This is a genomic window from Streptomyces sp. NPDC053673 (genome assembly GCF_055585225.1).
Map to the genome: position 1 here is coordinate 59,830 of NZ_JBVJKN010000028.1, position 24,288 is coordinate 84,117.

The window sequence follows — 24,288 nt, forward strand, 5'->3', positions numbered from 1 at the left end:
CCACTAAAATCGAACGCATTCGAATGCCTCCCGGTGGGACGCCGCGGGGGGGGGTCCTCACCACAGACACGAGGAAGGGACAGCACCTCCCGCAGCCGGTCGGCCGCCGGCCGTCGGTTCGCATTCTTCAGCGTCCTGCCGATCATGTCCGCGTGCGGCTGCCCCTTTCCATCAGCTGGTTGAGGGGGCCGTCGTTCAGGGTGGCCCGCTGGTCCGTCACGACCGGGAGGTCCGAGAGCGTCCCGGCTTCGACGAGTCCGGCCTGGGCGAGGACCGAGGCCTGGTCCCAGTAGATGTGTTCGCTCGAGATCAGCAGCCCGTCGAAGGACACGACGGCGATGACCGCGATGCTGACGGACCGGCCGGTCGGGGGGATCGCCGGCAGGATCCAGGGCACCGGGATGTCGTGGGTGAACGAGACGAGCATTTCGTCGACGATGCGGTCGCGGCCCGTCGTGCGGGTCAGCGGTGTGATCGTGAAGTCCTGTGGGTTGTGTCCGATGAACCACCGCCGGTAGAAGTCGCGTACGGCCGCCCGGCCCCGGGCGCCCATGGCTGTGGGGACGTGAAGCACGACTGGGCTGTCCGTCATCGTGGACATCGTCGTCTCGACGTCGAGCGTGCTGAACTCGCTGCTGGTGTGGAGCTCCCAGACGCGTTCCAGCTCCGCGGGGTCAGGGGCGGTGGTCATCGGCGGCCTCCTCGGGCTTCCATCCCCAAGCGGTGATCATTCCTGGTGAGAGCGCGGCGCAGTCGGGCGAGTCGAGCCCGCGAATCGCCTTGTCGATCGTCGCGTCGTCGACGAGGCCGGTGGCCACGATCCGCTCCCGCGCCCGGTCCCAAGTCCCGGCCCAGAAGCGGTTGATGGGGCTGCCCGGCAGCAGCGGAGGTACATGGATCTCGGCGGCCACGGGTGCGAGTCCCGCTGCCCGCAGGAGCTGCGGGTAGTCCGGCACCCAGGAGATGTCGGTGCCGATGGAGTCCCGCAGTCCCTGCCACATCGCCCGCATCACCTGGGTGTACGGGGTGTCGGCGGACGCGGCGGCGGTGGTGAGGTCGATCGCGTCGCTCAGGACCAGCACACCGCCGGGGGCGACCAGGCCGGCGAGCCTGCCGATCATGTGGTGCCAGGAGGGCAGGTGCATGAGGACGAATCGTGCGTGGACCAGCTGGAACTGGCCGGGATCGAAGTCCGGGTCGGTGATGTCCGCCTCAAGGGCGGTGAGCCCGGCGGTGGGACGGCCGGTGAGACGGCCGGTGAGAAAGCGTACGTCGCGGTCGACGGCGAGCACGGCCGCGACATGGGCCTGGCTCAGGAGGCGGCGGGCGACCGTGCCGGTTCCGGCGCCCACGTCCAGGCAGTGCCAGCCGGGACCGGCGCCCAGCAGCGTCAGCCGTGTCAGGGTGATGTCGTCGTAGGTGAGGGCGCCGAGGTCGATGCGGTCGTCCTCGCCCGGCTGCTCCGGCCGGAACACCGCCTCGCCGTAGCGGCCTTCGCGACTCGTGTCACCGCCTGTGCCGTCCATCCCGTCAACGCCGTCCATCCCGTACACGCCGTCAATGCCTGAGTGCCGTCGATGCCGTCCAGTGCCGTCAGTGCCGTCAGTGCCGTCAGTGCCGTCAGTGGAATGCTCACTCTGCCGCGGGGGCAGCGGCGGCAAGGAACTCGCCGATGGCCCGGGACCGGCGCCCGGATACCTGATCTGGGGCCGCCGTCCCGTCGATCCTGGACCCGCCGGGCCACGCGTGGCCGAGGCGCGCCGAGCGGCGGGCATCCGGGTCCCCCGGTTGCCGTTCCTCCGCGCCGGGGTGCCGTTGCGCGCCCCGCGCCCCGGCCATGGACGCCGGGCTCATGGCGGGCTCAGCCGTAGCGGAGGAAGATCTCCTGGAGGTAGTCCTCCAGCCGCCGGGTGAGCAGTGCGGGAGTCAGATCCAGGCGGCCCAGTTCGCGCCAGGGCACCGCGACCTTCTCGGCGTCCGGGGCGAAGGCGAGCGCGTCCAGGACTCGCCAGTACAGGTGGGCGGCGGGATCGTCGGTCAGCCGGCCGCCCGCGGCGAGGTAGTGGTCGGCCAGGCGCATCGCCGCGCGGGGGCCGTGCAGGAGGGCGAGGGCGGTGGAGCAGTGGGCCACGTCGAGGTCGGCGGGGCCCCAGGACGTCTCCACCCAGTCGACGACGCCGGAGATCGCGAGCCCGTCGCCGTCCTGGGTGAACAGCACGTTGCCGGGATGGAAGTCGCGGTGCAGGAAGCAGCCGGTGTAGGGCGGCGGGTCGTCGCGGATGAGGTCCACGGCGCGCTGCCACAGCTCCGGCCGGCCGGTGGCGTCAGGGATCCGTACGCGGTCCGGCGCGGTCCACGCCTGGTACGCGCGGGGGCGGGCGTCGGCCGGGACGCGTACCCGGTGGATGGCGACCAGCTGGCGGGCCAGGAGTGCGATGCGCCGGCCGGCGCCCTCGTCGCCGAGTCGTACGGTGCCGGGCAGCAGCGACATCAGCAGCGAGGGATGGTCGCAGTGCGCCGCCGTCGCGTCGAGTGCGTGGAACACGGCCGCGGGCACTTCGGTGTTCCCGAGCAGGCGCAGCACGTCCGCCTCGCGGGTCAGGAGTCCTTCGGCGTGTTGCAGGAAGAACGGCTTGACGAAGGACCGCAGGACCAGCCAGTGGGGGTCACCCCCTCCTGTGACGCGCAGTCTTCGCATGTCGGAGGTCCAGCCGCCACGCAACCGTTCCGCGGTGTCGACGCGGGCTTGCGGGTGCAGGTGCTTCTCCACCCAGGCCCGGGTGGAGGACCAGCCCTGGTCGTCGATGTCCGCTCCGTTCACCTGTGCGGGCTGCCCCTGCGTCATGCGGGCAGCCTACGACCTGTCCGTCGGACCTGCTGAGCCCCCTACTGCTTGTCGTGCACCGGTTCGTGCGGCAGTTGGCCTGCGGGGCCGACGATCCTGGGCTCGGCGAAGTCCGAGTTGTCGATGACGACATCCATCATGCGCAGCGGCTCGACTTCATCGAGATAGATGTGTTCCGCGACCAGGTACCGATTGCGGTGGATCGACTCGGCCTCGGACCCGGCCCACCCGTCCCCGTCCCGTTCGGCGCCGCGCCGGACGGACAGTTCCACGTCCACGTCGAGCCAGACGCGGAAGTCCCAGTAGTCGTTGATCTCCGGGCGGAACGCGAAGATGCCGTCCACGATCAGTACGGCGTCCGCGGCCACCGCCGTCTTCGTCGAGGAGTGGTCCCGCTGGGTCAGCGGGTCGATGCTGCACAGGGCGCAGAACTCCGCCTCCTGCGAGCGGCACGGATCGAGCAGCAGCCGCCTGGCCGCTTCGTAGTCGTAGGCGTTGCGGTAGTAGCCCTCGCCCGACTCCCGGTCGTACAGGTGCCGGTCCCTCCACGGATTCTTGAAGTCGTCCAGGGAAGCGCGCAGTACGGGGCGCCCCGCCGCGCTGATGCCTGCGGCCAGTTCGTGTCCGAAGCTCGTCTTGCCAGCGGCGGTGAAGCCGTCGATGCCCACGAGCAGACGGCCGCCGCCCAGGGCCAGGACGCGCTGTGCGACGTGTTCCACGAGCGCCTCTCGCTCGGGGGATGCCGGAGCGGGGCACGGCTGCTGCCAGGTCGAGACCGAGTGGTGCACTGCTGCTTCCTGCGACGTCATTGGGTAAACGTATCTTCGCCTTTCACCTGCGGGAAGTCCGCGTCGACTGGACCGGTTCGCGATCTTTCGCATGGCTGTCCGGGTGGCTACGATCATCAGTGACGGTGCCGTCCACCGTCACCTGCGCCCATGGAGGTCAACCATGTCCAGGACTGCCGGCAGCCATCGCGCCCACCCGATCCGTAACCTCGCGACAGCCGGCGCCGCGGTGGCCGGGCTGTTGCTCGCCGTCGGCTGTTCCTCGGGAGGCGAGGGACCCGGTGAGGCCGCGGGCGGAGTGCCCGTCGTCGAGAAGGGCAAGCTCACCACCTGTACGCACCTGCCGTATCCGCCGTTCCAGTTCGAGCAGGGCGGCAAGATCGTCGGCTTCGACGTGGCGCTGATCGATCTGGTGGCGAAGAACCTGAAGGTCGAACAGAAGATCCTCGACACGCCCTTCGAGAACTTCAAGACCGGTGCGTTCCTGAACTCCGGGGAGTGCGACCTCGCCGCCGCGGGCATGACGATCACCGATGAGCGCAAGAAGAACGTGGACTTCTCGATCCCGTACTTCGACGCCACCCAGGCGCTGCTCGCGTCCAAGAAGAGCGGTGTGACCTCGCTCGCCGACGTCAAGGCCAAGAACGCGAAGCTGGGCGCGCAGGCGGAGACCACCGGTGAGAGCTACGCGAAGTCGCAGGGGTTCGACCCGGTCGCCTTCGAGAGCTCCGACGCCGTGCTCAACGGGCTGCGTACGGGACAGGTCGACGCCGTGGTGATCGACTATCCCGTCGTCCAGGGCTGGCTCAAGGACCAGGCCAACGCCGACGCGTTCGTCCTCGGGCAGAACATCGAGACCGGTGAGCAGTACGGCTTCTCCGTGAAGAAGGGCAACGAAAAGCTGCGGGCCGCCATCGACAAGGCGATCACGGACGCCAAGGCGGACGGTACGTACAACAAGCTGTACGAGCAGTGGATCGGGCCACTGCCCAAGGGCCAGTCGTGACCTCTCGGCTGACCAGGCGGCAGCGTCGCCGTGTCTCGCAGGGCATCCAGTACGCGGTCTTCGTCGCCGCGGTGGTCCTGGTCGCCGTGCTGGCCGACTGGGACAGGCTGCAGAACCAGTTCGCCCAGAAGGACCTGGCGAGCGAGCTGTTCCCGGACATCATCACCATCGCACTGCGCAACACGGTGGTGTACACGATGTCCGGCTTCGCGTTCGGCCTGGTCCTGGGCATGGTCATCGCGCTGATGCGGCTGTCGTCGGTGGCACCGTACCGATGGGTCGCCAGTGTCTACATCGAGCTCTTCCGCGGTCTGCCGGCCCTGCTGATCTTCATTTTCGTGGGTGTGGCGGTGCCGCTGGCGTTCCCGGGGACGGAGATCCCGGGCGGCGTGTACGGCAAGGTCGCCCTCGGTCTCGGTCTGGTCGCCGCCGCGTACATGGCGGAGACGATCAGGGCCGGGATCCAGGCCGTGCCCAAGGGCCAGATGGAGGCGGCGCGCTCGCTGGGGTTCTCGCACGCCCGGGCGATGGTGTCGGTGATCATCCCGCAGGCGTTCCGGATCGTCATCCCGCCGCTGACGAACGAGCTGGTGCTGCTGTTCAAGGACTCGTCGCTGGTGCTGTTCCTCGGTGTCACGCTGAACGAGCGGGAGCTGACCAAGTTCGGCCGGGATCTGGCCAGTCAGACCGCGAACTCGACGCCCATCCTCGTCGCCGGGCTGTGCTACCTGCTGGTGACGATTCCGCTCAGTCTCGTCGTACGCCGGCTCGAGGCCCGCACCGAGAAGGCCAGGTGAGGACGAGATGTCACGGAACGAGATCGAGATCCGGGGCCTGCACAAGTCGTTCGGTGAGAACGAGGTGCTGCGCGGCATCGACCTGGACATCGCGAGGGGCGAGGTGGTGTGCGTCATCGGGCCGTCCGGCTCGGGCAAGTCGACGCTGCTGCGGTGCGTGAACCTGCTGGAGGAGCCCACCGCGGGGAAGGTGTTCGTCGGCGGTACGGAAGTCACCGATCTCGATGTCGACCTCGATGCGGTACGGCGCCGGATCGGCATGGTCTTCCAGCAGTTCAACCTTTTCCCGCATGTGACGGTGACGGAGAACCTCACGCTGCCGCAGCGGCGGGTACTGAAGCGGGACAAGGCACGGGCGGCGGCCGTGGCGCGGGAGAACCTGGAGCGGGTGGGTCTCGCCGACAAGGCCGGCGCGTACCCGGCGCAGCTGTCGGGCGGGCAGCAGCAGCGTGTGGCGATCGCCCGGGCGCTGGTGATGGATCCGGAGGTCATGCTCTTCGACGAGCCGACGTCGGCGCTCGACCCGGAGCTGGTCGGGGAGGTGCTGGCGGTGATGCGGGTGCTGGCCGCGGAGGGCATGACGATGATGGTCGTCACCCACGAGATGAGCTTCGCCCGGGAGGTCGCCGACCGCGTGGTGTTCATGGACGGCGGCGTCATCGTCGAACAGGGCCCTGCGGAACAGGTGGTGGGCGACCCACGGCACGAGCGGACGAGGAACTTCCTCAACCGGATCCTGGATCCGGCGGCCGCGGAGGAGCCGGGGGCGGGCCCGCGTCCGGGTGGCACCGACGGGGACGTACGCAAGGAGAATCCCTGAGCGTTGGGGGCAGGCCTGTGAGGGCTCACGCCGTGGCTGCCCCGACGCGGCGCCCCGCACCCAGCCGAGGACTGTCACGGAGCGCCGGGCGTGGGCATGCCCGGCGAGGAGCATGCCGGCCGGCCTCGGGATCAGAACAATCTGGCGAAACTTCTGATTACCGTGCAACCATGTGATTTTCGGGAGTGTCTCCCCCTTGTGACACCACTGTCCCCGTATCAGGAGAAATGGGGGGACGTCATGTATTACCGTCCGCGCCTTGCGGCTCTCGCCGCGGGTGTTCTTCTCACCGCCGGGGTCGCCGCGACACTCCCGGCTTCCGCGGCTCCGCCGCACTCCACAGCACCGCAGACAGCACTGGTCACGAACGCCCGCTGGGGTGGTCACCTTCGGTGCCGCCTTCGACACCAAGCCGGTGTACAAGACCGCGAAGCTGCATGATCCGGAGCGCTTCGTGATCGATGTCCGCCGCCCGTCCCCCGGCTGCGGCGCATGACCGCGTGCGGAGCGAAGGCGCTGGTCGCAGTCGCACGCTGGGAGCTGCGACCAGGGCCTGTCCGGCCGGATCGACGCGGCGGATCGAGCTCCCTTCACCTGCTCGTCGCCGAGCACGACGAGCAGCGACGAGGTGGCCCAGGTGCTGGACGGTATCGCGAAGGAACTGCGGAAGATGATCGGCGGCAGGCCCGCCAACCGAGAACGCGAGGCCTTTCACGCCTCGGCTACCCGGACGCGCAAAAGCTCCGCCCGGGCCAGTGGGGCAAGACCTGGAAGGAGTGGGCCAGAGGCAGGCGGTCCGGTCGGTTGCCGCGCAGCGGCGCCACTGCTCGGCGGTGAGCGCAGTGGCGATGGGTGGGGCAACGGGCACCGTTCGGGCGATGATGCGGCGGACAACGGGCAGCGCCTGACCGCCCGGATCCCACGAGGGGCAGTGTGACCAGGACGAACACCCGATGTGAAACGGGCACGAACGGGCGCAGCCGATGCCGCGAAGAGCCTGGTCCAATGCGTGTGCTGCTTGTAGAAACGACGCATGGGCCCGAACGGGCGCAGAGCCGCAGCATCAGTGAGCAGCAAGGAAGTGTGCCGTGGACACCGAGGAGCGTCGCCGGGGCATTCTCGAGGCGGCCCGCAATGACGGGTCGGTCGAGGTCAACGGCCTGGCCGGACGGTTCCGGGTCGCCAAGGAGACCATCCGGCGCGATCTGCACGCGCTCGAGGAGCACGGGCTGGTGCGGCGTACGCACGGCGGTGCGTACCCGGTGGAGAGCGCCGGATTCGAAACCACACTGGCGTTCCGCACGACGCGGCACGTGCCGCAGAAGTCGCGGATCGCGGTGGCCGCTGCCGAGCTGCTGGGCGATGCCGAGACGGTCTTCGTCGACGAGGGCTTCACACCGCAGCTGATCGCCGAAGCGCTGCCGCGTGACCGGCCGCTGACGGTGGTGACCGCGTCGCTGGCGGTGGCGTCGGGTCTGGCGGGCGCGGAGCATGTGTCGGTCCTGCTGCTCGGCGGACGGGTCCGCGGAGGCACGCTGGCCACCGTCGATCACTGGGCCGTGCGGATGCTCGCGGGCTTCGTCATCGATCTGGCCTTCGTGGGCGCGAACGGCATCTCCCGGGAGTACGGGCTGACGACTCCCGACCCGGCCGTCGGTGAGGTGAAGGCGCAGGCCATGCGCAGCGCCCGGCGGCATGTGTTCGCCGGGGTCCACACGAAGTTCGGGGCGGTCAGCTTCAGCAGGTTCGCCGATGTGGGCGACTTCGAGGCGATCGTCACCGACAACGGGCTGCCCTCGGCGGAGGCGCGGCGCTACTCGCTCCTCGGTCCACAGGTCATCCGCGTCTGACCCGCCCGTTCAAGGAAATCCCCGCCGGAAGAGCCCGACGCGAGCAGATCCGGCATGCCCGAGAACAAGGAGAGAATCATGGCTCTGAGGCAACGACCATCCGCCGTACGCATCCGGCTCGGCGCGGTGACGGCCGCCGCCGCGCTCCTCGCGGGGTGCGCGGGGGCCGGCGGAAGCAGCGACGCCGCCGACGGTGACACGCTCAACGTCCTGATGGTGAACAACCCGCCGATGGTTCAGCTGCAGAAGCTCACTGCGGACCACTTCACCAAGAGCACCGGCATCAAGGTGCGCTTCACGGTGCTCCCGGAGAACGACGTCCGCGACAAGATCAGCCAGGACTTCTCCAACCAGGCCGGGCAGTACGACATCGCCACCATAAGCAACTACGAGGTGCCGTTCTACGCGAAGAACGGCTGGCTGCACCCCCTGGACTCGTACGCCGCGCAGGACAAGGCCTTCGACCAGGGCGACATTCTCGAGCCGCTGGCCGAATCGCTCACGGCCGCGGACGGCAAGCTCTACGCGGAGCCGTTCTACGGCGAGTCGTCGTTCCTCATGTACCGCAAGGACGTGTTCGCCGCGAAGGGGCTGAAGATGCCCGCGAAGCCGACCTGGCAGCAGGTCGCGGATCTCGCGGCGAAGGCCGACGGGGCCGAGAGCGGGATGAAGGGCATCTGCCTGCGCGGGCTGCCGGGCTGGGGCGAGGTCATGGCGCCGCTGACGACGGTCGTGAACACCATGGGCGGCACCTGGTTCACCAAGGACTGGCAGGCCCGGCTGACCTCTCCCGAGTTCACGAAGGCCACCGAGTTCTACGTCAAGCTCGTGCGCGAGCACGGCGAGGCGGGCGCCGCGCAGGCCGGATACGCCGAGTGCCTCAACAACATGACGCAGGGCAAGACGGCGATGTGGTACGACGCCACGGCCGGTGCCGGGTCGCTGGAGGCCAAGGACTCCCCGGTCAAGGGGAAGATCGGGTACGTACCGGCGCCGGTGGACAGGACAGAGAGCTCCGGCTGGCTGTACACCTGGGCCTGGGGCATGCAGAAGGCGTCCAAGAAGGCCGACAGCGCCTGGAAGTTCATCTCCTGGGCGTCGGGCAAGGAGTACGAGCAGCTGGTCGGCGATCAGGTCGGGTGGGCCGATGTGCCGGCCGGGAAGCGCAGCTCGACCTACGCCAGTCCGGAGTACCGCGAGCAGGCTCAGGCGTTCGCCGAGGTCACCCGGGAGGCGATCGGCGCGGCCGACCCCGTGAACCCGGGAGTGCAGCCGCGCCCGGCGGCAGGCATCCAGTTCGTCGGCATTCCGGAGTTCACCGATCTCGGGACCAAGGTGTCGCAGGAGATCAGCGCGGCGATCGCGGGCCGCAAGTCGGTCGCGGAGGCGCTGGCGGCCTCGCAGAAGCTGGCCGAGAAGGTCGCTGAGGAGTACCGGTGAGTACGTCCGTCGGGACGGCGGCTCCCCTGTCGTCGTCCGCCCGCTCGGCGGTCCCTGTGCGCCCGCGACGTGGCCCGCGCGCCTGGGCCACCCGCGCGCCGCTGCTGCCCGCGCTCGTCTTCCTCATCGCCGTGACGCAGCTGCCCTTCGTGGCGACGCTCGTGATCTCGCTGTTCGACTGGAACTCGCTCGATCCGGAAGCCCGGCGATTCACCGCACTGTCCAACTACGCGTCCGTGGTCTCCGATCCCGCGCTGCGGGACTCCGTACTGACGACGGTGCTGCTGACCGCGACCGTCGTGCTGGTGAGTGTGCTGCTCGGTCTGGCCCTGGCGCTGCTGCTGGACCGTACGTTCGCCGGCCGGGGATTCGTCCGTACGCTGCTGATCACACCGTTCCTGCTGGTGCCGGTCTCCGCCGCCCTGCTGTGGAAGCACGTGCTGTACAACCCGGAGTACGGGCTGCTGAACGGGGCCTGGACCTGGATCGCGGGGTTCTTCGGCGTGACGGACCCCGCGCAGCCGGAATGGGCCTCGGACATGCCGCTCGTCGCGGTCGAGGCGGCGCTGGTGTGGCAGTGGACGCCGTTCATGATGCTCATCCTGCTCGCCGGGCTGCAGAGCCGGCCCGGCGAGATGATCGAGGCCGCCCGGCTGGACGGCGCGAGCAGCTGGCAGATCTTCCGCTGGCTGACGCTGCCCCATCTGCGGCGCTATCTCGAACTCGGCGTGCTGCTCGGCTCGATCTACATCGTGCAGAACTTCGACGCGGTGTTCACGATCACCTCCGGGGGGCTCGGCACCGCCAACCTCCCGTACACCATCTACCAGACCTTCTACCAGGCCCATGAGTACGGGCTCGCGTCCGCGGCGGGTGTGGTCGTCGTGATCGGCACGATGGTGCTCGCGACGTTCGCGCTGCGTGTGGTCTCGTCCCTGTTCCGTGAGGAGGCCGGCCGCGCATGACGACCGCTACTTCTTCGCTCGTCCGGCGTGCGCGGCAGCGGTCCGCCGCACTGGGGCTGCTGGCCTGGGTCGCCGGCCTCGGATTCTGTCTGCCGGCCGCATGGATGCTGCTCACCTCCTTCCATTCGGAGCAGGACGCGGCGACGAACCCGCCGTCCGTCGCCGCCCCGCTCACCCTCGACGGCTACCGGACGTTCTTCGCCGGGGGCGGGGCCGGGCCGCCGTGGCCACCGCTGATCAACTCCGCGACTGCAGCGGTGCTCTCCACGGTGCTGGTCCTGGTGCTGGCGCTGCCCGCGGCGTACGCGCTGTCGATCCGGCGGGTGCCCAAGTGGACGGATGTGATGTTCTTCTTCCTGTCCACGAAGATGCTGCCGGCCGTCGCCGGTCTGCTGCCGATCTATCTGTTCGCGAAGAACGCGGGGCTGCTGGACAACATCTGGCTGCTGATCCTGCTCTACACCTCGATGAATCTGCCGATCGCGGTGTGGATGATGCAGTCGTTCCTCGCCGATGTGCCGGTGTCGATCATCGAGGCGGCGCAGGTGGACGGGGCGCGGCTGCCGACGGTGCTGGCGCGGGTGGTCGCGCCGGTCGCCGGGCCCGGGATCGCCGCGACGGCCCTGATCTGCTTCATCTTCAGCTGGAACGAGTTGCTGTTCGCCCGGGTGCTGACGGGGGTCGTCGCCCAGACCGCGCCCGTCTTCCTCACCGGATTCGTCACCAGCCAGGGGCTGTTCCTGGCTCAGCTGTGCGCCGCGTCCGTCGTTGTGTCCCTGCCGGTGCTGGCCGCCGGTTACGCCGCCCAGGACAAGCTCGTCCAGGGCCTTTCCCTTGGAGCTGTCAAATGAGGGCCGCGATCGTCGAAGCCCCCGGCAAGGTGTCCGTCACGACCGTCCCCGACCCGTCGCCCGGCCCCCGCGACGTCGTCGTCAAGGTGGCGTCGTGCGGGCTGTGCGGAACCGATCTGCACATCCTGCAGGGCGAGTTCGCGCCGACGCTCCCGATCGTGCCGGGCCACGAGTTCGCGGGAGAGGTCGTCGCCGTCGGTTCCGAGGTCACCGAGCTCGCGCCGGGCGACCGGGTCGCCGTCGATCCTTCCCTGCACTGCCATGAGTGCCGCTACTGCCGTGCCGGGCGGGGCAACCTGTGCGACCGCTGGGCGGCGATCGGGGTCACGGTGCCGGGCGGTGCGGCCGAGTTCGCGGTGGCGCCGGTGGCGAACTGTGTACGGCTGCCGGACCACATCGACGTCCGGGACGCGGCGCTGATCGAACCGCTGTCCTGCGCGGTGCGCGGCTACGACGTGCTCAGCGGCACGCTCGGCGCGAGTGTGCTGATCTACGGCTCCGGGACGATGGGCCTGATGATGCTGGAGCTCGCCAAGCGCACCGGAGCGGCCGGCGTCGACGTCCTGGACATCAATCCGGAGCGCCTCGCGACGGCGGAGCTCCTCGGCTGCTCGGCGACGGCGGCCACGGCGCAGGAGCTGGACCGGGCTCCGGGCGGCTGGGATGTGGTCATCGACGCGACGGGCAACGCCGCGGCCATCCAGGACGGGCTCGGTCGGGTCGCCAAGGGCGGGACGTTCCTGCAGTTCGGTGTCAGCGACTACGCGACGACGGCGGTGATCGAGCCGTACCGCATCTACAACCAGGAGATCACCATCACCGGTTCGATGGCGGTGCTGCACAGTTACGAGCGGGCCGCGGCGCTGTTCGCCACCGGGGTGCTCGACCCTGGGGTGTTCATCAGCGACCGGCTGTCGCTGGAGCAGTACCCGCAGGCGATCGACCAGTTCCGGGCGGGGCAGGGCCGCAAGATCGTGGTGGAGCCGTGAGCGGCGGGCCCGGAGCCGATGCGGTCCTCGTGCTGGGCGAGGCTCTGATCGATCTCGTACCGGTCTCTCAGGACCCGGAGTTGAGGCGCGCGCAGCCGGGCGGCGCGCCGGCGAACGTCGCCGTGGGTCTGGCCCGGCTGGGCACGCCGGCCGCGTTCGCGGGCGGTTTCGGCGGGGACTCGTTCGGGCGCACCGTCGAGGAATGGCTGCGCTCCGCGGGCGTCGGCACGCAGCTGTGCGCCCGCTCGTCGTTGCCGACGGCGCTGGCGGTCGCCGATCCGGGGCCGCAGGGGAACGGCTACCACTTCCATCTGCGGGACACGGCCACGTTCCGGCTGCCGGAGGTGACAGCGCGGGAGGTGTCCGGCTTCGGCGCCGTCTACGCGGGCGGTCTGGCCGCCGTCGTCGAACCCGCGGCCGGGGCGGTCGCGCTGGCGGCGCGCGAGGCCGCGGAGCACGGGCTGCTGGTCGTGGATCCCAATGTGCGTGGTGAGGCGGACGACGGCCGGGAGCTGCTGCGGGAGCTCTGCACACTGGCGCAGGTGGTGAAGGCGAGCGACGAGGACCTGGCGTTGCTCTGGCCGGGGACGGATCCGGAGGTGTCGGCGAGCAGACTGGCCGGGGAGGGCCGGCTCGTCGTCATGACCCGCGGTGCCCGGGGCGGTACGGCCTTCACTTCGTCCGCCGCGCCGGTGTCGGTGCCGGCCGTGCCGGTCGCCGTGGTCAACACGATCGGCGCCGGGGACGCGTTCATGGCCGGGGTGCTCGCCTGGCTGGCCGCTGCAGGGCTCCTTCGGCGCGGGGCGCCGGCCGGTATCGGCGCGGGACCGGCCGGGGCCATGCTGGCGTATGCCGCCGAGGTCGCGGCAATGGTGTGCGCGCGGAGCGGCGGGTGCGTGCCCCCCGTGCACGCGCCCGCCGCCCCTTCCTCCGCCCCCGCTCCCGCCGGCAACGGCTGAGGTCCTGGCCTTGCCGGCGGCGGGGTGGCCGGGCGATCACGCCACGGCCGCCACGGATCAGTACGGCTCGGCGGACCGTGGCGTTCAGCGACGGGCGAAGGCGTTTGTGGAGGTGTTCATGAAGGCGTTCATGAAGGCGTTCATGAAGGCGTCCCCGGGACGGCACCCGGGCGCGCCGCAGCCTTAGAGTCTGGTCGTGCACATGTCGTGCGTGTGCGTCGAGTGCACATGTCGTGCGTGTGAGATGACGCCGCTGGGCAGCCCGGCGGTTCACTCTTCGGGGAGGCATCGGGATGACCGCAGATGCGACTGCTTCCGGGCGGGACACCGTCGTGGCCGGACCGAGGCGGCTGCCGGGGCTCGGCAATCTGCCCGCGTTCGCACGCGACCCGCTCGGCTTCTTCGAACGGCTGCGGGACCGAGGGGACTTCGTGGAGTGGCGGCTCGGGCCGCAGCGCGCTCTGTTCGTGTCGCGTCCCGAGCACATCGGGGAGCTGCTGACCGGCATCGAGACCGTCTTCCGCCACCCCGAGCTGGGCTGGGCGTTCAAGCTGGTGCTCGGGGACGGTGTGGTGACGTCGGAAGGACCGGCCTGGCGGCGCAAGCGTGCGCTGGTCCAGCCCGCGGTGCGGCCCCGCCAGGTGCGGTCCTACGCAGGGACGATGGCTCAGTGCGCGGCCGAGCTGCTGGACGCATGGCAGCCCGGGCAGCACATCGACGTGCGGCGGGAGATGCTGGCGCTCACTCAGCGGATCGCCGTGCGAACGCTGTTCGGCGCCGATACGGCCGGACGGGAGGACGTGATCGGCTCGGCCATGGATGTGGCCCAGCGAGCGATCGGCGACGAGTTCCGGGGCATCACGCTGTTTCTGCCGCCGTGGGTGGCGACACCCGGCCGCCGAAGGCTGCGCAGCGCCGTCGCGGTGATCGACGCCGAGGTGGGCCGGGTGACCGGGGAGCGACGGCGCAGCGGTGCGGAGCGGGACGATCTGCTGAGCCGGCTGCTGGCGGCGCGCGACGAGGAGGGGCGGCCGCTGTCCGACAAGGAGGTCCGCGACGAGGCGGTCACGCTGTACATCGGCGGGCACGAGACGACGGGCACCACGCTGACCTGGGCCTGGTATCTGCTGTCCCGGAATCCCCAGGCCCGTGCGCGGCTCGGCGAGGAGCTGGACCGCGTCCTCGCCGGCCGTACGCCGGACTTCGACGATCTGCGGCAGCTCCCGTTCACCGAGCAGGTGGTGAAGGAGACCCTGCGGCTGTTCCCTCCGGTGTGGCTGATGACGGGGATAGCGAAGGAGGGGTCGACGCTGGGCGGGCTGCCGGTGCCCGAGGGGACGGTGGTGTGGTCGAGCCAGTGGAGCGCACACCGGGACGCACGCTGGTTCCCCGAGCCCGAGGCGTTCCGGCCGGAGCGGTGGGACGCCGGGGCCGAGCCGGGCGTGCCCGACCATGCCTGGTTCCCGTTCGGCGGTGGTGCCCGGGCTTGTCTGGGGGCGCGGTTCGCCATGGTCGAGGCAGTGCTGGTGCTGGCGACGCTGGCGCAGCGCTTCCACGTCGACACGGGCCCGGGCGAGGTGCCGCCGAGGACCGGACTGACGCTGCAGCCCGGCGCTCCGGTGCGCGCCGTGCTGCGGCCCACCGGGGCGCCTGGAGTTACCGTGGCCCCATGACCGAACGCGACGCGGGGCACGCTGCGGGGCACGAGCCGGACGCGGTGGACATCAGCCCCACCGACTGGGTGGCCCAACAGGCCACGTTGTACGAGGAGTCGGGCGGAACGAAGGGGACGACCATACAGGGCGCTCCCTGCCTCCTGCTCGACTACCGCGGGCGGCGCTCGGGCGCCTGGCGCCGCACCGTCCTCATCTACGGCCGCGACGGCGACGACTATCTGATCGTGGCCTCCAACGGGGGCGCGGACCGGCACCCGCTGTGGTACCTGAATCTGCGGGACGAGCCGGATGTGTGGCTCCGCGTCGGCACACAGCGGTTCCCGGCGCGTGCCGAGACCCTGAAACCGGACGAGAAGGCCCGGGTCTGGCCGCACCTGGTTGACGTGTTCGCTCCGTACGCCGGGTATCAGCAGCGCACGGTGCGCGACATTCCGGTGGTACGGCTGACGCGGGTCGATGACCGTCCATGATGCTGAGCCGGTCGGCCAGTAGGGCCTTAGGCATATGTCGGAAGCACCACCGTATCGAGTGTTGCCAAATGGCTTACGTGTCCTCGCCGCCTGTGCAACAGTCGTAACCGGTCCTTTCCTCAGACCTGGCCGTGCCGCGCCTGTATCGGAGTACGACATGCCGTCCCATCTGTTCGCGGACCGTCCCGCCCCGCAACCGCCCCGGCGCGGCACGGTGGACGAGCTGATCTCACAGACCCGCCGCCTGCGCGGCGATGTGGACGCGGTCCGGCGCGACGCGGTGGTGGACGAGGACGATCCGCAGGGCCGCTGGCAGCGCGCGCTGTGTGATCTGGCGGTGCATCATCTCGATGATCTCGGCGCGCACTTGGGGCAGCTCAAGGAAGGCCTGCCCACTCTGCCGGAGCTGCTCGACGCTCTGGACGAGGAGGAGGGGCCCGGGCCGTACGAGGGCATGGCTCCGCGCACCGGTTCGCTGCTCAGCCGGGTCGGCAGTGCCGAGTGGAATCTGCTGACGGACGAGGTCAGTTGGTCGGAGGAGCTGTACCAGATCTTCGGGAGGCCCACCAAGAGCGGCCCCATGTCACTGGACGAGCTGCCTTCCATGGTGTTCGCCGAGGACCAGGGCCTGCTCACTGCGCTGTTGACGGACTGCCTCATCGACGGGAAGCCGATCGACGACGAGTTCCGCATCGTCCGGGCCGACGGCCGTGTCCGTACGCTCCACATGATGGGTGAGCCGGTGCTCGACGCCGACGGTTGCACCGCATCGATGTGGGCGGTCTTACGGGATGTCAGCGAGCTGCGCCGGACACAGCGTGCCGTGCGTGAGTCACGGGACACGCTCGCCCGCCGACAGCACATCGACCGGACCGAGCGCCGGATCACGGTGGAGATGCAGGAGGCGGTCCTGCCGCCCTGGCGTGGTTCGCTCACCCTCCCCGAGGACGGCCCCAAGGCGCTGGACCTGGCGGGCCACTATCTGCCGTCCGCAACCAGCGCACTGATCGGCGGGAACTGGTTCGACGCGCTCGAACTGCCCGGCGACCGAACACTGTTGAGCGTCGGCGACCTCACCGGCCATGGCGTGACCGCCACTTCGACGATGACGATGCTCCTGGGCGCGCTGCGCGGCATGGCCGTGGCAGGCATCCACCCCGGTCCGCTGATGGGTCACCTCAATCAGCTGCTGGACTCCGCGGCGCAGCCGGCACTCGGCAGCGCGGTGTGCTGCCACTACGACACGAGGACCCGGCTGCTGCGCTGGGCGCAGGCGGGACACCCGGCCCCGCTGCTGTTCCGCGGCGGGACAGGGCGTGCGCTGACTCAGCCGGACGGGGTGCTCCTCGGGGCGACGACCGGAGCGGCGTACGAGCAGGCTGAAGTGGAGTTGTACCCGGGGGATGTGCTGGTGTTGCACACGGACGGGCTGACGAGGGGTGCCGACGCCCGCGACGGGTCCGACGTGGACCGTCTGCTCGCTCTCGCCCCCCGCTTCGCCGTCTGCCACAACGCACAGGAATGCGTACGGTTGATCGTCGAGGAGTTCGGCGAGAGCGAGCGTCAGGACGACGCCTGCGTGATGATCGCCTGCATCAGCGGGTAGCGAGTAGGGATCGCGGACCGGACAGGACGAACCGAAGACGGGTCGAAAGCGGTCCTCAAGCGGGCAGAAATCGTCAGGGGCCCGGCACGAATTGTCTGCGTGGTCGGGTGCCCCGGCCCCCGGGGGATCTGGGTTCGGAACTGCGGGGTTCAGATCTGCCGTCGGATCTCCGGGTTGGAGCTGCGGTCGAATCGCCGGATCACGGCTACGGCCGGCTCTCCCGGTCAGATCTGTGGGTCAGGCTTGCGGATCAGGTCTGCGGGTCAGATCTCCGCGCTTCTCTGACGCTTCGACGGGCTTTGAGGCAGGGCGAGTTGGATCTCCTCTCGGAGGTCCTGGATCCTCGCGTATCCCGCGTACTGTCCAGTGAGCCGGTACATCTCGCGCAGCCGGTCCCAGGTGCGGTGCGACGAGGTCTCCCCCATCGACACCAGCGCCAACCGAGCGTATCGGTCCGCCTGTTCCGGGTCGTCGGCGATGAAGCAGGCCGAGGCCAGGGAGATGTAGTCGAAGATCTTGGATCGCTGTCGGCCGCCCTCCCGCAGTTCCAACGCCTGCTTGGCGTGGCGCTGCGCGGTGCTCGCGGCGGCGGGTTCGTGCTCGGCGAGGGTGCGGTAGGCGAGGGCCTGCATTCCGTGCAGGTCCGCCTCGTCGAACATCTGCATCCAGCTGGGCGGTGGCACATCTCCCTTGTCGGAGACGAACAGTTCCTCGGCTTCGCCGAGGGTGCGGCGCATGGCCTGGCCCTTGCCCATCGAGGCCTGCGCCCAGGCTTCGATGGTGCGCAGCATCGCGTGCGTCCGCGGCAGGGTCTGCTCGCCGGAGCCGGACTTGGCGAGCTTCATCAGATCGAGGGCGTCGTCCGGACGGCCGAGGTGCACCATCTGGCGGGCCGCCCTGGAGAGTGCTTCGCCGGCGCGGGGGCGGTCGCCGCCCTCGCGGGCCGCGTGGGCGGCGATGACGAAGTACTTCTGTGCGGTGGGTTCGAGGCCGACGTCGTGGGACATCCAGCCGGCGAGGACGGCGAGGTTGGCAGCGACGCCCCACAGGCGCCGCTGGAGATGGTCGGGGTGGCGGTAGGCGAGCATGCCGCCCACTTCGTTGAGCTGGCCCACGACGGCCTTGCGCTGGAGCCCGCCGCCGCGGGCCGCGTCCCAGGCGCGGAACACTTCGACGGAGCGCTCCAGTGCCTCGATCTCCTGCGACCCGATGGGGGCGGCCTCATAGCGGTCGAACCCAGCGGGGTCGGCGTGCAAGGGATCGTCGATGCGGGAAGCCCACGAAGGCGAGGTGGTGTTGGCGAGTGCGGGGTCGGTGTGCAGCCAGTCGTGCATGGCGCTGCTGAGTGCGGAGCCTGCGGCGAGCGCGGCGCCCGCGCCCACCAGGCCACGTCGGTTGAGCATGAGGTCCATTCCCGTGAATTCGGTGAGGACCGCCGCCGTACGTTCGGGCGCCCATGGCAGGCCGTCAGGGTTCTTCATGCTGCTGACGTCTCGCCGTTTCCCTGTGCGCCCGTGCCGTACGAACCCGAGGTCCTCGATGGTCACGACACGGCCGAGTCGCTCGGTGAACAAAGCTGCCAGCACTCTGGGCACGGGATCGCGCGGGGTCTCCCCCATGTCGATCCAACGCCGCACGCGCGAGGTGTCGGTCGCCAGCTGGGGGTGGCCCATGGCCGCCGCCTGCCGGTTCACGAGCCGCGCGAGCTCGCCTTTGGACCAGCCGGCGAGGCCGAACAGGTCTGCAAGGCGGGTGTTGGGTTCTCCGGTCACGTCAAGCCCCCAGGTTCTCGGCTGAGTTGACAGTAACCGCCTGTCAGATGCGTGGCGACTATTCGCCAGGGTTCGCCAGGGTGCGCCAGATGGTGTGCCACCCATGACTGGGTGTCAGTTAGGAACGCGCCACCCCGCCCCGGCGGCCCCACCGCATTCCCCAGGGTGCCCAAGGCTTCCGGGGCAGGGGCGCGCACGCGACTTGTCGGCACACGAAGGGATCTGTCTCGCCCATGTACACAGCATCGTCCTCCGTGTCCGCCCCGCCCCGACCGCAGCGTTCCGTGCAGGCCGGCAGCGGGCCGTTTCTCGATCCCGCCACCGTCGGCCGTACCCGGCGGTGGCCGGGGACGGTCAGCCAACCGCTCAGCGGGAGAATCGACTTGTCCGGCCCTCAGGGCGCGCAGCTCCGCATGGCGATCGCGTCGGTGCACCGCATCTGCCCGGAGTTCAATCCGGTCCAGGTGCTGCGCAGAAGCGGCCGGTCGGTCCTGCTCGTCGGCACCACAGGGCGCACGACCGCGGTTGCCAAGTGCTTACTGGACCAGTCGCCGGTGTGGGCCGAGCACCTCCGGCACGAAATAGCGGCATACCGTGCGTTCGTCCGGCACCGCCCGCCGGTGCGGGTGCCGCGGCTCATCGCCGCGGATCCGGACAACTGCACGCTGGTGATCGAGCGGATGCCCGGCCGTCCGGCCGCCCTCGCCCGGCATCCGTCGGAGGCTCCGCCGCGCGCGGACGTCCGGGCGGCGCTCGGAGCGATCACACGGCTGAACACATGGCGGCCGCCGGCCGGGATGTTCGACGCGCCGCTGGACTACGCGTCGCGGATCGCCCGCTATCACGAGCTCGGGCTGTTCACCGACCGTGACCTGGGCGATCTGCAGAAGCTGCTGCACGGTCTGGCGCATGCCGGCGGTCGGCAGGGCGTGGGCCAGTTCTGTCACGGCGACGCGCTGCTCTCGAACATTCTGCTGGCTCCGACGGGTCCGGTACTGGTCGACTGGGAGCACGCGGGCTGGTACCTGCCGGGGTACGACCTCGCGACGCTCTGGGCGGTCCTGGGCGACGCCCCGGTGGCGCGGCGGCAGATCAGCCAGCTGGCTCAGCAGTCGGGTCCCGCGGTGCGGGACGCGTTCCTGGTGAACCTGATGATGGTGCTGACCCGGGAGATCCGGACGTACGAGACGGCGGTGCAGCGGACGATGCGGGAGGCGGCTCCGGCCGGGACCGTCCAGCCGCAGCACGGCGGGATCTCGTCCGGGGAGGAGCAGCGGCTGCTGTTGCGGCGGCTGCACGACGACTGCGCGCTGGCACGGCGGGCCGTGCGCGCTGCGGTCGGCACTCGCTGACCGTCCGATACGGGGGAAGAGCGCTGCGCGCCCAGTGCCGACACACTGGACGCGCAGCGCTCTGTTGGTTGTGCCGCCAGGGCCCACCGACACCCGCGAGCTCCGCTCGTCCTCACCGCACCCCAGGCGGCCCGTACAGCCTCGACGCGGCCCGCTCCCCCGCTCCCCCTCCCCCGCTCGGGCCGACCGACAGCCGGCTCAGAGCCTGTCCTGGCGGAGCGGCACGCCCCGGGACCACGGGATTCAACTCTTGCCGCCCGTACGGACATTGGTCCATTCCGGTGAAGCGTTGCAGGCCACCGCGCCACCAGCGCTGATCCATTGACGGGACCATCGGACAGCCGCTACCCCTGTAGGCGAGTTCAGCCCTGCGTGTCCCCTTGCGCATCACCCGCCCCTGGAGGCTGCCGTGCCGGAATCCGCTCGTCCACGACCGAGAAGTATCCGCGGACGCGTGCTCAGGGCCGGTGGCGCCGTGGCGTCCGCGGCCCTGCTGCTGCCTCTGGTCTCGGCCGCCCCGTCCGCCACCGCGGAACAGCCGGCGTCCGACGCGCTGCAGCGGGAGTTCGCCGCCGCGGCCGCCGAGTACCGGGTGCCGCAGAGCGTTCTGCTGGGTGTCTCCTACCTCCAGTCCCGCTGGGACGGGCATGGCGGCGCGCCGAGTGTCACCGGCGGGTACGGCCCGATGCATCTGACCGACGCGAGGACGGCGCTGGCCGAGGCGCCGCACCATTCGCACGGCGTGGAGGACGCGCGCGGGGACGCCTCCCGGGCACCGATGACCGGCCGTGACAGGGCGGACGGGACCTGGGCAGCCCTGTCCGTCCTGCCGGACCGGCTGCGGACGCTGGAGCGGGCTGCGGAACTCACCGGCATCTCGGGTGACCAGCTGCGCACCAGCCCCGCCGCGAACATCCGGGGTGGCGCGGCCCTGCTCGCCGCCGCGCAGAAGCAGCTCGGCCAGGAGCTCAGCGCCGATCCGGCGGACTGGTACGGGGCGGTGGCACGGTTCTCCGGAGCCGACGACACGGCGACAGCGACGACATACGCCGACGATGTGTACGACATCATCCGCTCCGGTCAGCGGCGCACCACCGACAGCGGCCAGCTGGTCGCGCTGCCCGCCGACGCCGGCCTGCGCCCGGACACGGCGACCACCGCGCGGCTCGGCCTGCGCAGCGTCGACGCGGAGCAGACGGAGTGCCCGCAGACGGTGGCGTGCGAGTGGATCCCGGCGCCGTACGAGGAGTTCGGCGACGGCGACTACGGCAATCACGACAAGGCCGACCGGCCCGCGTCCCAGTCGATCAGGTACATCGTCATCCATGACACCGAGGCCACCTGGGACACCACCCTCCAGCTCGTCCAGGACCCGGAGTATGTGTCCTGGCAGTACTCGCTGCGCTCCTCCGACGGCCACATCGCACAGCATCTGCGGCTGAAGGACGTCGGCTGGCATGCCGGGAACTGGTACGTCAACGCCAAGTCGATCGGCCTGGAGCACGAGGGCTTCCTCGTCAGCCCCGACGCCTGGTACACCGAGGCGATGTACCGCGCCTCCGCACGCCTCGTGCGGTATCTCGCGAAGCGGTACGACATCCCGCTGGACCGCCAGCACATCATCGGCCATGACAATGTGCCGGGCACGGTGCCCTCGACGATCCCCGGGATGCACACCGACCCGGGTCCGTACTGGGACTGGGCGCACTACTTCGCACTGCTCGGCCGGCCGTTCGTGCCGTCCGGGGGTCCGGGCACCGCCGCGGTGACGATCCGTCCGGACTATGCGCAGCACCAGCCGTTCTACACGAGCTGCTCGAAGCCGGGAGATGCCTGTGCCCCGCACGGTTCGGGCGCGGTACGGCTGCACACCGCGCCGGACGAGTCCGCCCCGCTGGTCAAGGACGTCGGTCTGCGCCCGGGCGGCGGGGACTCCACGAACGGCGTCAACGACACGGGCGCCAGGGCCTCGACGGGCCAGCGGTACGCGGTCGCGGAGCGGCGTGGCGACTGGACGGCGATCTGGTACCTCGGCCAGAAGGCCTGGTTCCTGAACCCGCGTACGCAGCCGACCGCGGTGGCCGCGCGGGCCGTGGTCCTCACGCCCCGGGAGGGTCTGGCGGAGGTACCGGTGTACGGACGGGCCTACCCGGAGGCGTCCGCGTACCCGGCGGGTGTGCCCGTGCAGGCCGTGACACCGCTGCCGTACAAGCTGTTCGCGGGCCAGAAGTACGTGGTCGGCGACCTGACTCCGGGCGAGTACTACTTCGCGCAGACGTTCGACACGACAGGGCACAGGGTGGTGCGGGGCAAGGAGATGTACTACGAGATCCAGTTCGGGCACCGGGTCGCGTTCGTGAAGGCGGCTGACGTGCGCGTGATGATTGGTTAGCCGGGCCCTGGCGGTTCATCCGGACGGGTGATCACCGCCGCCGCGTGGGCCGGAAGGGCGACGGGTAGGGCTGGCCCGTACGCGACCGGTCCGCGCGGCTAGGGCGTGTTGCGAAAGTAGCGCCGTCCGCCCGGAGGGCGGGGCCCGCGGCGTCTGGTGCGTGCGATCGCAAGGCGGTGGGGGCACCTCCCAGGCGCAGCTCTGGGGGGAGATCATCCTCGTACTGGACGTACGTGGATGAGTCCGACAACGCAGCGTGGGGGCACCTCCCGTGCCCGCAGGGCTACGGGGGAGCGCGTGCCAGGCGTCGCGGGCCAGACGGGACTTTCGCAACACGCCCTGGCGCGGACGCTCACCGAAAGGCCGGGCATGCATGGGACAGCCCTTCGAACTGCCGGATTTCTACGTACCGTATCCGGCACGTCTCAACCCTCATGTCGATGCGGCGCGGCAGCACACCAGGGAGTGGGCGCGCCGCATGGGCATGCTGGAGGGGTCGGGGATCTGGGAGTCCAAGGATCTCGAAGCGCACGACTACGCCCTGCTGTGCGCGTACACGCACCCGGACTGTTCGGCCGAGGCGCTGTCACTGGTGACGGACTGGTACGTGTGGGTGTTCTTCTTCGACGACCACTTCCTCGAGGTGTTCAAGCGCAGCGGGAACATGCGGGGCGGCAAGGCGTATCTGGGCCGGCTGCCGGCGTTCATGCCGCTGGATCCGGCACAGGGCACCCCGGAGCCGACGAACCAGGTCGAGGCGGGTCTGGCCGATCTGTGGGCGCGGACCGTGCCGAGCATGTCGCCCGCGTGGCGGGCCCGTTTCGCGTCGGCGACCGAGCATCTGCTGAACGAGTCCATCTGGGAGCTCGACAACATCAACGAGGGACGGATCGCCAATCCCGTCGAGTACATCGAGATGCGCCGCAAGGTCGGCGGCGCGCCGTGGTCGGCGGGGCTCATCGAGTACGCGGCAGGCGCGGAGTTGCCCGTGCAGGTGGCCGGTGCCCGGCCGCTGCGGGTGCTCACCGAGGCGCGGGCCGCGCTGCGACGGGCCCTGGACGTCATGCTCGACAGCCGGCTGTGGGAGCTCCAGAACCAGGCGCAGCACCGGGTGCCCGACCCGTCGACTACATCGAGATGCGGCGCCACACCTTCGGCTCCGATCTCACGATGATGCTCTGCCGGCTGCGGCACGAGGGTGAACTTCCGCCCGGTATCCACCGCAGCGGGACGATGCGGAGCCTGAAGAGCTCCGCGTCGGACTACGCCATGCTGGTCAACGACCTCTTCTCGTACCAGAAGGAGATCGAGGTCGAGGGTGACGTGCACAACTGCGTGCTGGTCGTGCAGTCGTTCTTCGGCTGCGACCATCCGAGCGCGGTCGCGATCACGGATGATCTGATGCGTTCGAGGATGCGTCAGTTCCTGTATGTGAAGGATCATGAACTCCCCGTGCTGTACGAGGAGTTCAACCTGGACGCCAAGGGCAGGGCCGCCTTCGACGCCTGTGTGCGGGAGCTGGAGGACTGGATCGCGGGCATCGTGAACTGGCACCGGGGCGTGCGGCGCTACGGGGCCGAGGACGTGCGCCGCGGGGCGGGTTCCCCGTTGCGGACCGACGGGCCCATGGCACTGGGGATGTCGGCGGTACGGATCCTCGATCTGTTCCGGCCGGCCGCCGGTGTCGGTTCGGGCACCGGTGTCGTACGG

Annotated in this window: 19 protein-coding genes and 1 pseudogene; 15 read left to right on the forward strand and 5 right to left on the reverse strand. The window is 70.1% G+C overall.

Annotated elements, in window-relative coordinates:
• Positions 1 to 142 precede the first annotated feature (142 nt).
• From ACZ6ZQ_RS29995 to ACZ6ZQ_RS30010, 4 genes are all read right to left on the reverse strand, one after another.
• Complete coding sequence (locus ACZ6ZQ_RS29995) at positions 143 to 691, reverse strand: nuclear transport factor 2 family protein (protein WP_469771646.1); 549 nt, start codon at positions 689 to 691, stop codon at positions 143 to 145.
• The gene (locus tag ACZ6ZQ_RS30000; RefSeq protein WP_469771647.1) at positions 675 to 1,526 is read right to left on the reverse strand and encodes a class I SAM-dependent methyltransferase; all 852 of its coding nucleotides are present in this window, start codon (positions 1,524 to 1,526) and stop codon (positions 675 to 677) included. Before ACZ6ZQ_RS30000 ends, ACZ6ZQ_RS29995 begins: the two co-directional genes overlap by 17 nt.
• A gap of 335 nt (positions 1,527 to 1,861) precedes the next feature.
• On the reverse strand, positions 1,862 to 2,845 hold the full coding sequence (locus ACZ6ZQ_RS30005; RefSeq protein WP_469771648.1) for a phosphotransferase family protein: 984 nt from the start codon (positions 2,843 to 2,845) through the stop codon (positions 1,862 to 1,864).
• A 41-nt stretch (positions 2,846 to 2,886) separates the two neighbouring features.
• Positions 2,887 to 3,654 carry a nucleoside/nucleotide kinase family protein gene (locus ACZ6ZQ_RS30010; RefSeq protein ID WP_469771649.1) on the reverse strand — a complete coding sequence of 256 codons (768 nt, stop codon included), beginning with the start codon at positions 3,652 to 3,654 and terminating at the stop codon, positions 2,887 to 2,889.
• Between the two features lie 142 nt (positions 3,655 to 3,796).
• On the opposite strand from ACZ6ZQ_RS30010, the gene ACZ6ZQ_RS30015 reads away from it, so the two are divergent.
• The 12 genes from ACZ6ZQ_RS30015 to ACZ6ZQ_RS30070 all read left to right on the forward strand — a co-directional run bounded on the left by ACZ6ZQ_RS30015 (position 3,797) and on the right by ACZ6ZQ_RS30070 (position 17,062).
• Positions 3,797 to 4,639, forward strand: coding sequence for an ABC transporter substrate-binding protein (locus ACZ6ZQ_RS30015; RefSeq protein WP_469771650.1), 843 nt, complete (start codon positions 3,797 to 3,799; stop codon positions 4,637 to 4,639).
• Positions 4,606 to 5,436 carry an amino acid ABC transporter permease gene (locus tag ACZ6ZQ_RS30020; protein ID WP_469771651.1) on the forward strand — a complete coding sequence of 277 codons (831 nt, stop codon included), beginning with the start codon at positions 4,606 to 4,608 and terminating at the stop codon, positions 5,434 to 5,436. Before ACZ6ZQ_RS30015 ends, ACZ6ZQ_RS30020 begins: the two co-directional genes overlap by 34 nt.
• A 7-nt stretch (positions 5,437 to 5,443) precedes the next feature.
• Positions 5,444 to 6,256, forward strand: a complete 813-nt coding sequence (locus tag ACZ6ZQ_RS30025) for an amino acid ABC transporter ATP-binding protein (RefSeq protein ID WP_469771652.1) — start codon at positions 5,444 to 5,446, stop codon at positions 6,254 to 6,256.
• 1,088 nt (positions 6,257 to 7,344) lie between these two features.
• Positions 7,345 to 8,106, forward strand: a complete 762-nt coding sequence (locus tag ACZ6ZQ_RS30030) for a DeoR/GlpR family DNA-binding transcription regulator (protein WP_469771653.1) — start codon at positions 7,345 to 7,347, stop codon at positions 8,104 to 8,106.
• 78 nt (positions 8,107 to 8,184) lie between these two features.
• Positions 8,185 to 9,546, forward strand: a complete 1,362-nt coding sequence (locus ACZ6ZQ_RS30035) for an ABC transporter substrate-binding protein (protein ID WP_469771654.1) — start codon at positions 8,185 to 8,187, stop codon at positions 9,544 to 9,546.
• Positions 9,547 to 9,572: 26 nt separating this feature from the next.
• Positions 9,573 to 10,511, forward strand: a complete 939-nt coding sequence (locus ACZ6ZQ_RS30040) for a carbohydrate ABC transporter permease (RefSeq protein ID WP_469771684.1) — start codon at positions 9,573 to 9,575, stop codon at positions 10,509 to 10,511.
• Positions 10,508 to 11,362, forward strand: a complete 855-nt coding sequence (locus ACZ6ZQ_RS30045) for a carbohydrate ABC transporter permease (RefSeq protein ID WP_469771655.1) — start codon at positions 10,508 to 10,510, stop codon at positions 11,360 to 11,362. The genes ACZ6ZQ_RS30040 and ACZ6ZQ_RS30045 overlap by 4 nt, the downstream gene beginning before the upstream one ends.
• Entirely contained in the window at positions 11,359 to 12,351 is a 993-nt protein-coding gene (locus ACZ6ZQ_RS30050; RefSeq protein WP_469771656.1) for a zinc-dependent alcohol dehydrogenase family protein, read from the forward strand. Before ACZ6ZQ_RS30045 ends, ACZ6ZQ_RS30050 begins: the two co-directional genes overlap by 4 nt.
• The gene (locus tag ACZ6ZQ_RS30055; protein ID WP_469771657.1) at positions 12,348 to 13,310 is read left to right on the forward strand and encodes a PfkB family carbohydrate kinase; all 963 of its coding nucleotides are present in this window, start codon (positions 12,348 to 12,350) and stop codon (positions 13,308 to 13,310) included. Before ACZ6ZQ_RS30050 ends, ACZ6ZQ_RS30055 begins: the two co-directional genes overlap by 4 nt.
• A gap of 293 nt (positions 13,311 to 13,603) precedes the next feature.
• Positions 13,604 to 14,983: a cytochrome P450 gene (locus ACZ6ZQ_RS30060; protein WP_469771658.1), complete on the forward strand. Its 1,380-nt coding sequence runs from the start codon at positions 13,604 to 13,606 to the stop codon at positions 14,981 to 14,983.
• Positions 14,980 to 15,456 (forward strand): nitroreductase family deazaflavin-dependent oxidoreductase, encoded by a 477-nt coding sequence (locus ACZ6ZQ_RS30065; protein ID WP_469771659.1) that lies wholly within the window; start codon positions 14,980 to 14,982, stop codon positions 15,454 to 15,456. The genes ACZ6ZQ_RS30060 and ACZ6ZQ_RS30065 overlap by 4 nt, the downstream gene beginning before the upstream one ends.
• Before the next feature lie 157 nt (positions 15,457 to 15,613).
• Positions 15,614 to 17,062 (forward strand): PP2C family protein-serine/threonine phosphatase, encoded by a 1,449-nt coding sequence (locus ACZ6ZQ_RS30070; protein ID WP_469771660.1) that lies wholly within the window; start codon positions 15,614 to 15,616, stop codon positions 17,060 to 17,062.
• Positions 17,063 to 17,325: 263 nt separating this feature from the next.
• On the opposite strand, the gene ACZ6ZQ_RS30075 is transcribed toward ACZ6ZQ_RS30070, so the two are convergent.
• Positions 17,326 to 18,834, reverse strand: a complete 1,509-nt coding sequence (locus ACZ6ZQ_RS30075) for a DNA-binding protein NsdB (RefSeq protein ID WP_469771661.1) — start codon at positions 18,832 to 18,834, stop codon at positions 17,326 to 17,328.
• Between the two features lie 233 nt (positions 18,835 to 19,067).
• Between ACZ6ZQ_RS30075 and ACZ6ZQ_RS30080 the strand changes: the two genes are divergently transcribed.
• From ACZ6ZQ_RS30080 to ACZ6ZQ_RS30090, 3 genes and pseudogenes are all read left to right on the forward strand, one after another.
• Positions 19,068 to 20,186: an aminoglycoside phosphotransferase family protein gene (locus ACZ6ZQ_RS30080; RefSeq protein ID WP_469771662.1), complete on the forward strand. Its 1,119-nt coding sequence runs from the start codon at positions 19,068 to 19,070 to the stop codon at positions 20,184 to 20,186.
• 454 nt (positions 20,187 to 20,640) lie between these two features.
• The gene (locus tag ACZ6ZQ_RS30085; RefSeq protein WP_469771663.1) at positions 20,641 to 22,578 is read left to right on the forward strand and encodes an N-acetylmuramoyl-L-alanine amidase; all 1,938 of its coding nucleotides are present in this window, start codon (positions 20,641 to 20,643) and stop codon (positions 22,576 to 22,578) included.
• Between the two features lie 373 nt (positions 22,579 to 22,951).
• Positions 22,952 to 24,102: pseudogene (locus tag ACZ6ZQ_RS30090) on the forward strand (terpene synthase family protein); the annotation flags it as partial.
• Positions 24,103 to 24,288 lie beyond the last annotated feature (186 nt).